Annotated in this window: 19 protein-coding genes; 8 read left to right on the top strand and 11 right to left on the bottom strand. The window is 40.7% G+C overall.

The features are described 5' to 3' along the window. Nucleotides 1-19: 19 nt before the first annotated feature. Nucleotides 20-1,153, bottom strand: a complete 1,134-nt coding sequence (locus tag NCWK1_RS14435) for a tetratricopeptide repeat protein (RefSeq protein WP_103125189.1) — start codon at nucleotides 1,151-1,153, stop codon at nucleotides 20-22. Nucleotides 1,154-1,271: 118 nt separating this feature from the next. Here NCWK1_RS14435 and NCWK1_RS14430 point away from each other — a divergent pair, with 118 nt between their 5' ends. Next, entirely contained in the window at nucleotides 1,272-1,676 is a 405-nt protein-coding gene (locus NCWK1_RS14430) for an ankyrin repeat domain-containing protein (protein ID WP_103125188.1), read from the top strand. Between the two features lie 79 nt (nucleotides 1,677-1,755). Here NCWK1_RS14430 and queA read toward each other — a convergent pair whose 3' ends face one another. Continuing rightward, nucleotides 1,756-2,928: a tRNA preQ1(34) S-adenosylmethionine ribosyltransferase-isomerase QueA gene (gene queA / locus NCWK1_RS14425; protein WP_103125187.1), complete on the bottom strand. Its 1,173-nt coding sequence runs from the start codon at nucleotides 2,926-2,928 to the stop codon at nucleotides 1,756-1,758. 221 nt (nucleotides 2,929-3,149) lie between these two features. Between queA and NCWK1_RS14420 the strand changes: the two genes are divergently transcribed. Further along, entirely contained in the window at nucleotides 3,150-3,539 is a 390-nt protein-coding gene (locus tag NCWK1_RS14420; protein ID WP_096581419.1) for a hypothetical protein, read from the top strand. Between the two features lie 96 nt (nucleotides 3,540-3,635). Here the strand turns inward: NCWK1_RS14420 and NCWK1_RS14415 are convergent, their stop codons facing one another. After that, the gene (locus NCWK1_RS14415) at nucleotides 3,636-4,172 is read right to left on the bottom strand and encodes a YraN family protein (protein WP_103125186.1); all 537 of its coding nucleotides are present in this window, start codon (nucleotides 4,170-4,172) and stop codon (nucleotides 3,636-3,638) included. 14 nt (nucleotides 4,173-4,186) lie between these two features. Here NCWK1_RS14415 and NCWK1_RS14410 point away from each other — a divergent pair, with 14 nt between their 5' ends. Together NCWK1_RS14410 and NCWK1_RS14405 are read left to right on the top strand one after the other, a co-directional pair. Further along, nucleotides 4,187-4,696, top strand: a complete 510-nt coding sequence (locus tag NCWK1_RS14410; protein ID WP_103125185.1) for a pentapeptide repeat-containing protein — start codon at nucleotides 4,187-4,189, stop codon at nucleotides 4,694-4,696. A gap of 217 nt (nucleotides 4,697-4,913) precedes the next feature. Next, entirely contained in the window at nucleotides 4,914-5,279 is a 366-nt protein-coding gene (locus tag NCWK1_RS14405) for a Lin0512 family protein (protein ID WP_103125184.1), read from the top strand. On the opposite strand, the gene NCWK1_RS14400 is transcribed toward NCWK1_RS14405, so the two are convergent. Next, nucleotides 5,276-5,545, bottom strand: a complete 270-nt coding sequence (locus NCWK1_RS14400) for a hypothetical protein (RefSeq protein WP_096585413.1) — start codon at nucleotides 5,543-5,545, stop codon at nucleotides 5,276-5,278. The two genes, NCWK1_RS14405 and NCWK1_RS14400, sit on opposite strands and share 4 nt — an antisense overlap. A gap of 345 nt (nucleotides 5,546-5,890) precedes the next feature. On the opposite strand from NCWK1_RS14400, the gene NCWK1_RS14395 reads away from it, so the two are divergent. Further along, nucleotides 5,891-6,697, top strand: coding sequence for a prohibitin family protein (locus NCWK1_RS14395; RefSeq protein ID WP_096581410.1), 807 nt, complete (start codon nucleotides 5,891-5,893; stop codon nucleotides 6,695-6,697). 57 nt (nucleotides 6,698-6,754) lie between these two features. On the opposite strand, the gene NCWK1_RS14390 is transcribed toward NCWK1_RS14395, so the two are convergent. Next, entirely contained in the window at nucleotides 6,755-7,216 is a 462-nt protein-coding gene (locus NCWK1_RS14390; protein ID WP_103125183.1) for a DUF7980 family protein, read from the bottom strand. Nucleotides 7,217-7,519: 303 nt separating this feature from the next. Here NCWK1_RS14390 and NCWK1_RS14385 point away from each other — a divergent pair, with 303 nt between their 5' ends. Beyond that, the gene (locus NCWK1_RS14385) at nucleotides 7,520-7,789 is read left to right on the top strand and encodes a hypothetical protein (protein ID WP_096581406.1); all 270 of its coding nucleotides are present in this window, start codon (nucleotides 7,520-7,522) and stop codon (nucleotides 7,787-7,789) included. Between the two features lie 151 nt (nucleotides 7,790-7,940). On the opposite strand, the gene NCWK1_RS14380 is transcribed toward NCWK1_RS14385, so the two are convergent. From NCWK1_RS14380 to NCWK1_RS14365, 4 genes are all read right to left on the bottom strand, one after another. Next, a complete protein-coding gene (locus NCWK1_RS14380) occupies nucleotides 7,941-8,480 on the bottom strand; it encodes a DUF1634 domain-containing protein (protein ID WP_096581404.1) in 540 nt (179 codons plus the stop codon). Nucleotide 8,481: 1 nt separating this feature from the next. After that, nucleotides 8,482-9,318 (bottom strand): sulfite exporter TauE/SafE family protein, encoded by an 837-nt coding sequence (locus NCWK1_RS14375; protein ID WP_062296536.1) that lies wholly within the window; start codon nucleotides 9,316-9,318, stop codon nucleotides 8,482-8,484. Between the two features lie 73 nt (nucleotides 9,319-9,391). Next, nucleotides 9,392-10,027 (bottom strand): cadmium resistance transporter, encoded by a 636-nt coding sequence (locus tag NCWK1_RS14370; RefSeq protein ID WP_103125182.1) that lies wholly within the window; start codon nucleotides 10,025-10,027, stop codon nucleotides 9,392-9,394. Between the two features lie 48 nt (nucleotides 10,028-10,075). Further along, entirely contained in the window at nucleotides 10,076-11,533 is a 1,458-nt protein-coding gene (locus NCWK1_RS14365) for an APC family permease (RefSeq protein WP_096581400.1), read from the bottom strand. 619 nt (nucleotides 11,534-12,152) lie between these two features. Between NCWK1_RS14365 and NCWK1_RS14360 the strand changes: the two genes are divergently transcribed. Then, the gene (locus NCWK1_RS14360; RefSeq protein WP_096581398.1) at nucleotides 12,153-12,806 is read left to right on the top strand and encodes a hypothetical protein; all 654 of its coding nucleotides are present in this window, start codon (nucleotides 12,153-12,155) and stop codon (nucleotides 12,804-12,806) included. A gap of 199 nt (nucleotides 12,807-13,005) precedes the next feature. Here NCWK1_RS14360 and NCWK1_RS14355 read toward each other — a convergent pair whose 3' ends face one another. Both NCWK1_RS14355 and hisD read right to left on the bottom strand, forming a co-directional pair. Further along, a complete protein-coding gene (locus tag NCWK1_RS14355) occupies nucleotides 13,006-13,758 on the bottom strand; it encodes a phosphatase PAP2 family protein (RefSeq protein ID WP_096581396.1) in 753 nt (250 codons plus the stop codon). A 92-nt stretch (nucleotides 13,759-13,850) separates the two neighbouring features. Further along, nucleotides 13,851-15,134, bottom strand: coding sequence for a histidinol dehydrogenase (gene hisD, locus NCWK1_RS14350; RefSeq protein ID WP_103125181.1), 1,284 nt, complete (start codon nucleotides 15,132-15,134; stop codon nucleotides 13,851-13,853). Nucleotides 15,135-15,273: 139 nt separating this feature from the next. Here hisD and NCWK1_RS14345 point away from each other — a divergent pair, with 139 nt between their 5' ends. Then, nucleotides 15,274-15,531, top strand: coding sequence for a hypothetical protein (locus NCWK1_RS14345; protein WP_103125180.1), 258 nt, complete (start codon nucleotides 15,274-15,276; stop codon nucleotides 15,529-15,531). The last annotated feature ends 7 nt before the right edge of the window (nucleotides 15,532-15,538 follow it).

Genomic DNA, 15,538 nt, shown 5'->3' with positions numbered 1-15,538 from the left:
CCTTCATACTTCACCATTGTTAATTAGTTGATTGTTCTAAAGATACAGGTACATCACTGGAATTACTTGGTGTTGTGCCTGGAGTTGCTGGAGTGGGTTGTTCTGGTGTCGCTACATTCTCAGTAGGTGCAGGTTTTTTGCCAGCTTGACGCTGTTGTTGTTCTTGTAATTTCTGTTGAGCAATTTGCTGTGTAATTTGCTGCATTAATTGTTCAACTTTGGCAGTTTGTTCGGTGTTGCCTTGTGTGCGGTAGTTATTCAGCGCATTTTTCAAGGCTGCATTCGCTTTTTTGAGTTCACCTTGATTGTATAAAGTGATGCCCAAGTTATGATAGGCTGTGGCATTTTTAGAGTCTTGGCGAATTGCTTGTTTATAAACAGTAATTGCTTCGGTAGCCTGACCTTGAACTACCAGCAAACCAGCCATGTTATTATAAGCGGCAGTATTTTTGGGATCTAGCTGGATAACTTGACGATAAGCTGCGATCGCTTCTTCTAATTTTCCTTGTTCTTGGAGGGCGATCGCTAAATTAAAAAATGCACTATCATTACTGCTATCAAGATTAGCTGCTTGCTGATATGCGGCGATCGCTTCTTGCGGTTGTCCTAGTTCTTGCAGTACTACACCCAAGTTATACTGCGCGGTTGCCATTTTCGGTTCGATGACTAAAGCTTGGCGGTAAGCTGTAACAGCCGCTTCTTTCTGACCTTGTCGTTGTAACGCCAACCCTAAGTTGTAATAAACTTCACTCTGATTCGGGTTGATTCTAATTGCTTCGCTATATTCTTGAACAGCTATATCTAAGCGATTTTGTCTTAATAGAATATTCCCTAAGTAATTCCGTGCCATCCCAATATTTGGGTCATGTTCTAATGCTTGACGAAATGCAGATTCTGCACCGTCTAAGTCTTTTCGGTTATAGAGTGTCACTCCTTTTTGGTAATAAATAGCTGCATCTAAATCCTGAGAGATGACATTCTCAGCCAATACTCTGCTTTCTGGTAAATTTATTACGGATGGTGCAGCCAACACCAAAAACGCCGAGGCCGCTGAGATAATTGTTAAATGCGATTTCCGCCAATTGATCACTCGGTGAAACCCCAAGCTAGAAAAGCAGCAATACCACTGACGAAGTTGATGTTGTTTATACATAAATGGCCGCCTGTTTTTGTAGTGAGATCCTATAAGTCAGAGTACCCACTACAGCCAGAAAAATTAAATCACTCCAGCCAACCACATATATTAAAAACACCAACAGGAGGAAAAAATCATGTATGGAGACTACACTATACCTGATGGGGATGTTGCAGCAGCACTGATTCGAGCCATTCGCTTTAATTATTTGGAAGAAGTTCAAGCTCTTATTCCGGTTCAAGAAGATATTAATGCAAGAGACAACAGCGAACTTTATTGGACTCCTTTAATGTATGCAGTTTTTGAAGAATCTCTAGAAATGGTTAAATTGCTAGTTCAGGCTGGCGCTGATGTTAATGCTAGAGGCTCAGATCCAGATGATTTCCCTTTAAATTTATGTGCATACGCTTGCAAAAGTGCTTTTGTTTACAGTAGTGAATTTGCACGGAATAAAAAAATTTTTGATTATTTGGCTCCATTAACTTCGCCAGAACTGCAAGCAATTGCACAGAGAACCCTAAATCAACGTGTGTCCAATTAACCTCTTCTCAACCCCTCTCCGAAGCAGAGAAGGGCTGAAATATACCTAATTAGCAAAAAATGGCAAATAGCCAAAATACTCAGCACTCAGCACTCAGCATTTCTCTCCCTTCTGGCAAAATCAGCATGGCATCACCAAAGGAGTAAAAACGATATCGAGAGGCGATCGCTTCTTGGTATATTTTCAATAATCTTTGCCTGCCAATCAAGGCACTTACCAGCATCAGCAAACTCGAACGGGGTAGGTGAAAATTAGTAATTAACCCCTCAACTACCCGCCATTGATAGCCGGGATAAATAAATAAGTTGGTTTTGCCGCAAAATGGTTGTAATTGTCCCGATTGGGCTGCACCTTCTAAAGAACGTACTACCGTTGTACCGACAGCAATAATTCGCCCACCAGCGGCTTGAGTGGCGCGGATTTGTTCTACTGTAGCCGCAGGAACTTCAATCCATTCTTCGTGCATTGCGTGGGTGGTGACATCCTCCACTTCCACAGGGCGAAATGTACCCACACCAACATGGAGTGTGACAAATGCTTGATGGATATTGCGATCGCGCAATTTTTCTAGTAATTCTGGAGTAAAGTGTAACCCAGCCGTTGGCGCTGCGATCGCACCTGGTTGTTCGGCGTATACAGTCTGATATTGTTCATCCGCAGCGGCTGAGGTAGTGATGTAAGGCGGTAAAGGAATCTCACCAAATTTATCTAACAGTTCTACCAAAGATTTTCCTGGCGGGACATCAAATTGCAGCAACCGCCCACCAGTCGCCGCATCGGTTTCTAAAACTGTCGCTGTGAGTTGGGGAGTGGAGGAATCATTTTCTAACCCTTTACCAGAAAAAATAATTTGGGAACCTGATTTAAAACGCTTTCCTGGCTTAACCAAGGCTAACCAACAGTTATGCTGTCGTTCTTCTAACAGCAATACTTCAATTTCTGCTCCTGTAGATTTATTTCCATAAAGTCTGGCGGGGATAACTCTGGTATTATTCATCACCAACAAATCACCAGGACGCAGCAGTTCAGGTAAATCTCGGAAGATGTGGTGTAGTGGTGCCGAATCCCTACCTGTGGCGGCAGAATTGACGACTAATAACCGAGAACTATCTCTGGGAACTGCCGGATTTTGGGCAATCAGTTCTGGAGGGAGTACGTAATCATACCCAATTAATGAACAATCTAAGTTTACTTCTTCTACTCCTGTGGCAGTCACTTTATTAAAATTTCCTTGAGTTATTGCTGGCTCCATTGAAGGTTATGTTAGATTTTACGGGTTTATTTGATATTTTCTAGGGAAAACACAACTTCATTCATAGGGTTTTCCTAGGGGCATCATTAAGTAATACCTAATGATGAGTCATAAATATGGGTAAAACTCCCCATCCAAAGACGGGGGCTTCTACCCTACCGGGAAAGTGATCTATTGAGGATGATAGAAGTGTAGGATTGGCTTTGATCCCAAGCACCAACATGGAATATTTGTATTATCTGGCAAATGCCAGTCTAACATTGCGGGTCGTTCAACATCTGCACGCAACGCCCCAGTTACCAGTCTCGTTCGTTACCGTAATTCATCAAATAGATGGCTGGGTGGTTAGGATCAAACTTAAAGGTCAAGTCTCAGCGCAACAGGATGGAGACTTTCGGGCTTTCCTAAATGAATTAGGAATTTGCTACGAGCCACCTATGCGTGTGCAAATGGCACTTTGGAGTTTGGAAGCAGGTCAGTGTCCTGTAGACGTGATGCGCCGCTATCAAGTAGCGATAGTTTCTCATGGTAGCCCAGAAAGAGAAGAAATTGAAGCATTTCGCCAACAGTTTGTTCGTGGATTAGGTTACTGTCCGGAAACTTTAGCGTGAAACTTTTGATGGTGAGGGCGACTGCAAAGAATTTGTAATTGCTGACAAAAATATTTAAGTTGTTGTCAATTATTATTCGCCCTCACTTTAATCAATTCAAGCATCAAAAGCTGCCGGGATATATTCTTGCAGATGAAATTTGTATCCCGCAACTGATGAACTAAATAAAGCATCTTGAACTGATTTGATCTGAGTTTGTAATTGAGATATTGGCTGATAACTCACAATAGCTACATCAAACCGACAAGGATAATCAGCTTTGTCGGGATATTGAGCTAAAAATATTTCGGCTGTACGCCATAGTTTTGCCTGTTTTTGCGGCGTGATAGCGTTTCTTCCGCCTGCATCCCAATTACCTGGACTGCGTGTTTTTACCTCGACAAAAGCGAGTGTAGAGTGTAGAGTGCTGAGTGCAATACTCCCTTGTACCCCTGCACCCCTGCTCCCTGGCTCCCCTGCTCCCTGCTCCTCTACCTGTCCCCCTGGATATTGAGCAATAATATCAATCTCTCCCCAACGGCAAGAAAAGCGCCGATGTAGAATCAACCAACCGTTAGACTGTAACCATTGTGTAACTAAATCTTCACCTAGTTGACCAATATCGAGATAATGGGATGGAGGATGATTCGCCATTGGTTAAAAGTACGATGAATTCTAGGTTAAGCGATCGCATTTGGGCAAGCATACTCAGTGTATTGCTGTGGACAGTCTTTAGCATCACAGCTAATTTTACTTATACGCCAACAGCTTTAGCACTCGAATACAACAAAGAAATATTAGTCGATGCTGATTTTTCTGGACGTGATTTAACAGATTCTAGCTTTACCAAAGCTAATCTCCGTCAAAGTAACTTTAGCAATAGTAACTTGCGTGGTGTGAGTTTCTTTGCTGCTAATTTGGAGTCGGCAAATCTACAGGGAACTGATTTGTCAAATGCTACTTTAGACTCAGCCCGTCTGATTAAAGCAGATTTGACTAATGCAGTTTTAGAAGGTGCGTTTGCAGCTAATGCCAAATTTGATGGTGCAATTATTGATGGAGCAGATTTTACTGATGTACTGCTGCGTCCAGATGAACAAAAAAAATTATGCAAGGTAGCTAAAGGTACTAATCCCACTACAGGACGGGACACCCGTGATACTTTGTTTTGTCCTTAACAGGAAATACGCACAGAGGTTGTTTGTTGAGAATGGGTGTAAGGGTGTGAGAGTGTGAGGATTTTAAATACATACACTCCTACCGGGAAGTCAAAATTCAAAATTCAAAAGTCAGAGAATTTTTGACTTTTAACTTTTGACTTGATTTTGCCCCTTCACCCTCACCCAAGCGTAATTCTTGTTCAATTTGGTGTGAGTTATTGTCCAGGAGGTGGCTATGGTACGTAAACGCTTAGTGATTGAGATGGGAATGGGTGTAGATCAGCATGGACAGGAACCAACTGTAGCAGCTGCGAGAGCAGTCCGAAATGCGATCGCTCATAATGCTTTACCAGGAGTTTGGGAAGTGGCTGGGTTGAATGATCCTAATGAGATGATTGTTGAAGTTCAAATAGCAGTACCCTATCCCGAACAAGTGAGAACAGATGAGGTTCTTGCAGTATTACCTTTTGGACGCAAAACTATCACTGTTGAGTCTGGGGGAATGGTGGTGGAAGGAAGGGCGATTCCCTCGCTCAATGATAAAAACGATGAAATGTTAATTGCGATCGCTGCGGTGACAGTTCTGATCGAAACTGACTAAACCTGTTGTTCCGATTTCTGTATATCCTCAACCGCAGAAATTGAGGCGAGGGGTTGAGTGGGCGCATCTAGCTGTGATGTTTCTAGTGATGCAGCAATTGACGTGTCACTGAAGTAAGAACCCACAATTTTGTCATAATTAGAAGCAACTGCTAAAAACGCTCCGCCTAAAATATAAATCGGCAATGGTAGAGAAAATTCTTGTAACCAGTCAAACAGTTCTGCCAAGGCGAATAGTAGCACAAAGCAAGCCAGCCAAATTCTCATTTTTCCATCCCCATAACCAAATAACTCTACTAGTTTACTAATAGGGTAGACAGATTGCATGATAGCTGATGTGGACTGAAACACATACCCCAGAATTCAGCTTTCACCGTGAGCCTCAGCCGAACAAAGTCAGAATTCAGGAGAAAAATAGCCTCTCTACCTTTCCCTGATTGAAAATATGCCGTATTCATTGGGCTTGCTGTTGGCGATCGCAGATATCCTGTAATATTTTTTAAGCTAGTACAACATAGCCTAAATCAAGCACCTATTATAAATTGCTGAAAAGCTGACTATACGAATTTTTTTATTTCAGCCTTTTAGTACTAGTGAATTTGACACACGACAATGAAAAACAATAAATCTTTTAATAATGCTGGTAAATTGACAGCACTTTTATGTTTAATTACTATTTTTCTCACCCCTTGCGTGATAGTTAACGCAGGGGAACGTGGCGTATTAATGAAGTTTGGCGAAGTGCAAGAGCAAATATTAGGCGAAGGACTTCATCTAATTATCCCAATAGTCAATACAGTAGAAAAGTTAAGTATCCGTGTACAGAAACAGGAAATATCTACTGAAGCTGCGGCTAAAGATTTACAAGATGTTTTCACTGATGTGGCACTAAATTGGCATCTCATCCCAGAAGAAGTTAATATTATTTTTCAACAGATTGGTAATAAAGAAAATGTAATTACTCGAATCATTAACCCAGCAGTTGAAGAAGTAATCAAATCGATTATTTCTCAATATACGGCGGAAGAAATTATTACTAAAAGAGGAGCAGTCAAATTAGGGCTAGACACAGCGTTAACTACGCGTTTACGTAGTTATCATATTGCAGTGAATGATATTTCTTTAGTTCATGTTCATTTTTCTGAGCGCTTTGGTGAGGCGGTAGAAGCAAAGCAAATTGCGGAACAAGAAGCCAAACGAGCCGAATTTCTGGCTTTGAAAGCAGTAAAAGAAGCTGAGGCGAAAGTGAATTTAGCCAAAGGCGAGGCTGAAACTTATAGATTACTACGTGATGGTTTAACAACAGAGTTACTACAAAAACAAGCCATTGAAAGATGGAATGGTAAGTTACCTTTAGTCATTGGTAAAGAAAATCCTAAAATCTGGGATTTTAGTGAATTAATTAAAGCTTATAAATAAGAACTCAGGAGTTATCATTCAGCATCTGACTCCTGAATTCTGCACTAGAACCAACTATTAACTCTTGGCGAATAATACAGGAGCTTCCAGAATCTTCAACTGAATCAATAAAATAATGACGATAGTATAAATTGTTGAAGAAACTAAACCCGATAACAGTTCTTTTTTGAGATTACGTTCTTGAGAATCTTGTTGAAAGATATCCTTAGAACCATATTGCATCAACAGGATTCCCACAACATTAGAGAGCCAGTAACCTAAAATTGAACAAGGTATGAGTAATTTTGGGGAAAGTAAACTACATAAGTACCCAAAAAAGTAAGCAATGGGTAAATTGAATAAAAGGTCATTCCACCAACATAAAGGGGATAATAAATATCCCAAAACCAGCAAGAATCCACCTCTGAGCTTTTTGAAAATATTTTTTGGGGATTCGTGAGGAACAGTCTGTGGCGATCGCTCTGGGGCTGTATTTACTGCTAAACTCAACTCTTGACTAGCTTTTTGGGCGCTTTCCATAAATACACACTATTCCTGTCGGTTTAGTGTATTTTAAACGCAAACTAGACATAAAGTCTACCAAAATCTTCATATTCTTGTAATATTGCTGGGTAAGTTAGGTAGTCAGCAGTTAATATACGCTTACTACATGAGCAAGTGCGGAGAAAGGTGGAGGTATGGCGATCGCTTCCCCATCCACATCTTTGGGTAGAGGTATCTAGACAATTAAATTCTAACTTTCGTCAGTATTTATAACAGCAACTTAGATTAATAATGACTATAATAAAGATATTTGAATAAGTGGTAATTGACTAAATTAAAATGGCAAATTTTACTTTATCAAATATTTTTTTAACCCTAGGTATTGTTTTTCTAGTGATTTCTGTCTTAGGTCAATCAAAATTAGGATTTATTGAAATTAACCCGGGCTGTTTTGGTAGAGTATTAGCCTTAGTTATCGGGGTTGCTAGTTTAGCTTTTGTCCTTTTAGGTGGAAATTTTTCTGTAGAAACTATTGACTTAATTAGAAACTATTTGGCAAAGGCTATTCAGCAAAACATCCCCCAAATTAACGAACTGCTCAATTCTTAATCATAAATCAATTAAGCAGATTTCGAGAGTAATCCTATGATAATTTTCTTCTGTTATAAACTCTCTGGAGATTGTGGTGCAAGCATATAGCCTGCACCACAAGATTTCCATTTATTTAAATTTAGACTTATTACAAAAGCAGTTGATTGAGCTAAAAATAAGCTCCTACCAAACTATAAGTTAAACTAGCTAATACCAACAGAGTGACAACTATATAAGTTAATTCCCGCTTTATAGTAAAAGCCAATAAAGAAATAATTACACGTAAAATTGGGGTGGCGATTAATAGTAATAATCCTAATTGAATAATTCCGCGACGGCTACCAGATAAAACTGCATTGATTACACCATTTGGTGAACGAAACTCTGATGGTTCACCGTGAAAAATTTGATATGTCGCAGGCTCTGAACCGTGGTGAATTAAATATAAAATACCGCCTAACAAAACAACAGAACTAGCTATTAATACTCCATACTTTAAAAGATTGCTGAGTATATATTCTAATTGCTGTTCACTGGGGGTTTTGCTGGCTATATGACTGGCATTAATCTCACTGCTATTGTGTTGTTCTTCTAATTGTTGAATATCAGAATCTGGTTCTGCTGGTGGTAAGGTAATTGCTGCCACTTCAGCTTCTGGTGATGCTGATGAGTGCCAACGAAAACTAGAATTAACCTCATATTTATACATTTTACAGCCCCCCTATTAGACTGTTGTAGACCATTTTAAAAGCCATTACCACCAGCACAAGACTGAAAATAATTCGCAAAATTTGTGTTTTAGCACCTATGAGTACTTTTGCTCCTAAAAAAGCGCCAGGTAATACTCCTAACATTACCGGCATTGATAATCCCGGATCGATGTAACCCCTGGCTAAATAAACGCCGGCTGATGCGGCAGCGGTGACACCAATCATAAAATTGCTAGTAGTGGTTGAAACTTTAAATGGTATACGCATGGCTTGATCCATTGCTAGTACCTTGAATGCGCCTGAACCAATACCCAGTAATCCCGACAATATTCCAGCAACAAACATGACACTAAAACCTGCTGGTACTGAATGAACTTGGTAAGACATCAAGCCATCTGGAGTGGGATAAGTACCATTAAGGTGGAAATAATTTGCTAAGGGATCTGCGGGTTGATTTTGATCAATTTCAATTCTTGGGCGTTGTGAAAGATATGCAGAATATATCAAGACGATCGCTAAAACAATCGTTAACATTTTTACCGAGACAAACACCGCAATCATCGCCCCAATAATTGCCCCAATTGTGGTTGCAACTTCTAAAAACATTCCTAAGCGCAAGTTGGTATAGCCTTTTTTGATATATGTTGAGGCTGCACCCAAGGAAGTAGCAATCACAGACACCAATGAAGCACCAACAGCATAGCGAATATCTACGCCAAAGACTGAAGTTAATAGGGGAACAATGACAACTCCGCCACCTAAACCCGTCAACGCGCCAACAAAGCCAGCACTAAATGAGCCAAGCCAAACTAGTAGAGAAAATTCTAATATGTTCAAATCTCATACCTCTATTGATATGTGGAAATCTTGAGATATTTTGCGAATGAATCTCCTGCCGATTGGATTTTATTTAAGATAAATTTAATAACGTTAAGCTACCACTATCGATAACGATAAAAGCGCCTAATCCCATGAGAACAAAAGGCATAAAATTATTCCCATAACGAGTTAATAAGTTAGCGATCGCAGTTTGGTTAGTTAATTTATTAGCTAAGTAACACAAACACCCCACCAAGGTAAAAAACACACCCAAAATTACCAACAAACTTTCCCAAGTGGCGCTGGCGAACAAAGGCACATAAATACTAATGTTGTCAGTACCATTAGCAAACGTCACCGCTGCGACACTGTAAGTTTGTAAATTGAATAATTTGGCTAAAAGAGTATCTTGTGATGTTTCTGTTTGGGGTTCAACTGCTGCTGATTCATCTTCTGCTTGATTCAACAAACACTTGATGCCAATGGCAATGGGAACTAAGCCAAATAATCCAATCCAAGGACGTGGTAGGATTAAGCCACCAAAAAAACCTGGCAGACTGGCCATTACCAGTGCTGTAAAACCAAGATACTGTCCGGCAATGATCTGCCAACGGCGAAACCTGGCGTTAATCTGGGAAAAAAATAGCGTTAATATCACTAAATCGTCGATATTTGTGGCGCTAAAGGCAAATGCCCCGGTACTAATTGTGGTAACTAACCCGTTCATATCAATTTAAATCAATTCAGAATTTTTGTAATTAAAAGATGCAAAAACTTAAGGAATTTTGCTGCGATCGCTAAATCGGGCGTGAATTTCTTCAATTCCTCGGTGCATTCCTGCAACTAAATGGGGAGAACGTCTTCTTTTGACAATGAACCAGCCACTCGTAGCGACTATGTACATCAAAAATAAGTAGGGAAAAGCATTATACGGTGCTTCAGGAACTGGGAAGAGGCTGCTACCAGGAATGCCAACACTACCCAAAACCGGAATCATCATAAAGCCAACGCCAAGAATAGAAAACACGATATCTCGGCGGCGCAGTTGGTTGATTTTATATAGATAAACAGGTGCAGCAATAGAAATCAAGATATAGACACTCAAGAACCCATAGCTACAAATAGCCCCCAAGTATCCCATACACTCGAATAATTTGATATTAAATAATGACATCCCCGCCGGTACGAGGAATGTCATCAAAGAACACATTGTGACTGCAACATGAGGTGTTTTATTAGCTGAGTGCGCCGTACCTAAAGATGAATGAAATAAACCATGACGCGCCATCAAAAAGAATACTCTAGAGGCCGGGTTAATACTGCCTAAAATGCAAGCAAAGAAGCTAAATAACGCACCCAAACCTACTAATTCACCCAAGAAACCTACTCCCGCCTGTCGGGATAAAAAACCCAAAGGTTCTTCTGTGTTGGTAATAGATACGCCAGCGCCATTGAATCCCAACACTTCTATATAAGTTGTACAAATATAAAATAACCCAGCCAAAATCACACTACCCATTACCGATTTTGGGATGGTTCGCAGAGGATTTTTGGCTTCATCACCCAAAGATGTGGCACTTTCAAAGCCAGAGAACGCAAACATCACCAAAACCAGTCCTGTAGCTACGCTACCTGGAGTCGCACCAGTCAAAGTTAACTGGGACATATCCAACGCAAAACCTTTGTGCGCCCAGATAATTATGCACAACACAGCAATTAAAACAATTGATATACCTTCCATCCACAGCATAGCGACAGCAGAAAGTTGGATATCTTTATAAGCGGCATACCAAGAAATTCCTGCACCGATCGCCAGTAATGTAATACTTGAAGGATGAATGCCCAAATGCCCAATTAAAACACCACTAAAATTGGCAAAACCGCAAAGAACAGACATCCCAGTGAATAAATAAGCGAGTACTAAACTCCAGCCACAAACTACTCCGGCTGTCGCACCTAAACCTTTAGTGATGTAGGAATAAAGTGAACCTGGAGATGCTGTCCGACTAGCAAATTGATTGATATTAATACTGACAAATAATAGTCCAATTAAGCCAATCAAAAAACTGAGCCATGTGCCGCTTCCGGAAAGTGCAACGATTAAGCCAATATTAGATGCGGGTATTGTTGTTGGTGCAATTACCGCAAAAGATTGCGCTAGAACTTCCGTAAAAGAAAGACATTCTGGCTTTAAACCATGAAGACTCTGATGAGAAGAAATTTCCTTGTTCATCTTGCAAGTTTTAGTTTGGCGAATGGCGCATAAACGATAGTTTTTATAACAAATTAGGAGAGAGTTTTTAGTTGAATCACACTAAGAAACAAGCCCTAAGTTTTACTTACAGATATCGATATATCTATCAATGGGCAGCGCCTATCGTTAGTTTTATTTCTCAAGATAGATTTAATACTACCCTATGTATTTTCTACAATCAAGTAGACAAAAAAATTAAATTTAATAATTTATTAATTTGAGCAAATCCCTGAATCTACACGGGTATATGAGAGATTTTGTATTTTAATTGCCACAAAAATTCTCTTGCTGATTGTGCGGAAAAATACCCACAAACATCATCGGAATAAGTGCCATTTAGCGCCTGAAGTTATGAGGTTATGACATATCTAAAGAAAATATAAAGATAAATTAGGAAACAGTACCAAAACATGAGATTCTCAAAAACAGAATGATAAATTTGTCTGGTTAATATGCAGTAATTAGCCAGAAAAACAAGCTAATAAATTCAAAATTCAGTATTTCTCATCAAAAATTTAACTTTAATAGCTGATGAGAATATTGACAAGATGGTTGAGATAGTCATAAGCTGCAATTTTGTAAAAATGGGTAGATAGATATGAAAAGATTTAAATACTTTTTGCTGACAGTTATATTATTTGTAAGTTTAGTATTCGCTCCACCTGCTTTAGCCGATCGCCCAAAAGTTAGCAAAAATCCTGATTATATAAATCTGACTAAAGAGCTAGATCAATTTCGTTCTGCCAAAGCAACACAAGAGCAATTAGAAGGTTACACACCAGAACAAATTGACCAAAAAATCAATGAATTAGAATTACAAAAATACGCTTTTGAGTCAGGACTTGATTGGGGACAATGCACCAATCAAACAGGAAAAACTATAGCTATCTACGGGCCAGAACCAAATTTAGATGATGATGAATATTCAAAAGGAGCAGCACTTTATTTTTTAGCTGATGGCGCGACAACTCAAGATAGATGGAATTGCAAAGGTATCTATCTACCCGCAGATGTAAATGCTGTAGCGTTAAATCCTGACCGTCCTGGTCAAGAATTTGTGGGTGATGTTGTGCTGAAGGTTCCGAATGGAACAAACTTAGTTCTCAAGACAAATGCTGATACTGGGGCAATTGAATTTAATCAAGTTGGCGCTACAATTCTCCCAGCCAGTGATGTCAACTGGTTTATTCCCAAAGTGTCGCAGACAATTGTCGAAGCCCATGTTGCAACTGCACCGACAAAAAAGGCGTAAATGGGGGAGTTGAGAGTAGTGAGTGGGATGTAAGGGTTTTGCAGACTTACACCTTATACCTTTACATCCCAGTCTGAAACCTTGATTTTTCGTTTCATTGCGTAAGTCTTGTATGTGACATTTACCCAAAATCTTTGATGGTGACTGGCACATTCTAGGATAGTAGTTTTTAGTAAGAGCGATCGCTTACCACAAAGATTCACTCATTAGCGGCTAACTTTTCCTGTTCTTCTGGGAGTAAAGTAGTTTCCGCCGCAGGCTGCACACCAGGGATGGGTACAGTTTTCACCAGATGGGGTTTAATAATCATACTCACACCAGTTCCCCAAGCGATCGCCACCATCCAACCTGCAAGAATATCGCTAGGAAAATGAACACCCAAATAAAGGCGTGTCCAGGCAATAGTCAATACATACAAACTCCCAAAAATCCAGACAACCCAGCGCCAAGAAGTCTGCCAAGCTAAAATCAGCAAGATGATAGCCAAAGTTGTACTCGTCATTGCATGGCCGCTAGGAAAGGCAAAATCTAACTCTGGCGCGAGAGACTTCCACAAATCTGGGCGGAGACGATGCCATAATTCCTTGGCTGTGCGGTTGATAAAGGCGCTTCCCAAAGCGGTGATGAGCAGGTAAACTAGCGATCGCCAGCGTTTTTGCCAAATTAATATGAGGGCAACTGTAGTTAAAATCGGTAACACAGTCCAAAACGAACCTAACTTAGTCAGCACCACCGCCAGAGTATCTAACGGTGCATTGGCTGTAGAGTGAACCGCCAATAAAACTGGTACATCCCAAGGAAAGCCAGTTTGATATTGCCAAACTTGGGCGGCCAAAATTTGAAATATCTGCAATGGTAAATATACCCCAAGAAATAGGAGTAAAAGCGATCGCCAACGGGCTACCAGCAGATTTTTGATAAAAGAAACAGGTGTCCTTTTCTCTGCATTCATATCAAACTAACTTTGCTCCTTTACGCGGCAGTCGCTTCAAGTCGGCAGAGCCGCCCAACGCGCTGCCTTGCCTTTGCGCTAAATTTTTCTAATTATGATTGCAAACGTACAGCCACACTCCCCGCATGGGCTGGTAAACCTTCTGCCTCAGCTAAAGTCACCGCAGCTTTACCAATTTCCTGCAATGCAGCTTGATTGCATTCTAAATAAGTAATGCGTTTGAGGAAATCGTACACACTCAAACCAGAAGCAAACCGCGCCGAACGGGAAGTAGGTAATACATGGTTAGGGCCGCCCAAATAATCGCCAATAGCTTCTGGGGTGTAGCGTCCTAAAAATAAACTGCCGGCACATTTAATTTGACTAGCTAATATTTGCGGGTTATCGACACATAACTCGACGTGTTCGGGAGCCAGTTGATTCAATAGTGGTATACTCTCTGCCAAATCACTCACTACAATGACTGCACCGTGATTTTGCCAACTAGCGCTCGCCACTTCTTGAGTAGACAGCTTAGTAAGAACATTTTCAACGGCGGTAATAACTTGCTGGGCGAAAACTGCCGAATCAGTAATTAAAATCGATTGAGCGCTGGGGTCATGTTCTGCTTGCGATAATAAATCCCAAGCTATCCACTCTGGGTTATTTTTATCGTCGGCTACCACCAGAATTTCTGAAGGCCCAGCAATACTGTCAATACCCACAGTTCCGAATACCTGCCGTTTGGCTTCCGCAACATAAGCATTACCAGGGCCAACAACTTTATCTACAGGAGTCAGAGTTTCTGTCCCGTAGGCGAGGGCGGCTACTGCTTGCGCCCCACCAATACTATATATTTCTGTTACGCCAGCCACTTGCGCCGCCGCTAACACAGCCGGGTTAATTTCCCCCCGTGGCATAGGTACTGTCATCACAATGCGTTCCACCCCGGCAATTTTGGCAGGTAAAGCATTCATCAACACCGAACTAGGATAGCTGGCGCGTCCACCAGGGACGTAAATACCAACTTGTGAGAGAGAAACCCAATTTAAACCGAGTTTTACGCCTGTTGCATCGGTGTAACCAATATCTTGGGGCAGTTGTTTTTGGTGAAAGCTACCAATGCGTTCTGCGGCTAATTCCAGGGCGACTCTCACATCAGCAGGGCATTTGGCGGCTTGGGTGGCGATGAAATCGGCACTCAGATGTAAAGATTCTGGGCTGAAATGGTCGAAACGACTAGTATATTCCTTAACTGCGGCATCACCCCGCACTTTCACATCAGCCAGAATACCGCGTACTGTACCACTAACATCAACCGTGGCTTCCCGGCGATTATTGACTAGTGCTTGGAATACGGTAGAAAAATCTGTGTCGGTTGTTTTAAGTAGCTGCATGGACAGTATCTTTCAAATCAGTGCAGGTTTGCAGTCAGGATATTAATTAGTGTAGAGTATGAGGCGATCGCCAGGTGGACATTGCTTGTGAATATGTAAATACTACAATAATTGAAAAAGCCAAAGCAGTGTAATTGTGATGCAATCTATTTTTTGGAGTGTAGAAGAAGTAGCCTCACGAGCTAAACAATTTTACGAAAACGGTATTCGTCAAAATGTCGAACATGGCGATAACATCGGTAAAATGATTGTGATTGATGCCGAAACTGGTGAATACGGTATCGATCCAACAGGTGTAGAGACAGCATTAAAGTTAAAACAGAAAAATCCGAATGCTAGATTGTTTACTATCCGGATTGGTTATGATGTTGCAGTAAGTTTTGGCGGTGCAATGTAGCGTACTT

Source organism: Nostoc cycadae WK-1, assembly GCF_002897135.1.
Lineage (GTDB): Bacteria > Cyanobacteriota > Cyanobacteriia > Cyanobacteriales > Nostocaceae > Nostoc_B.
This window is presented reverse-complemented; position numbering and strand designations above follow the sequence as displayed.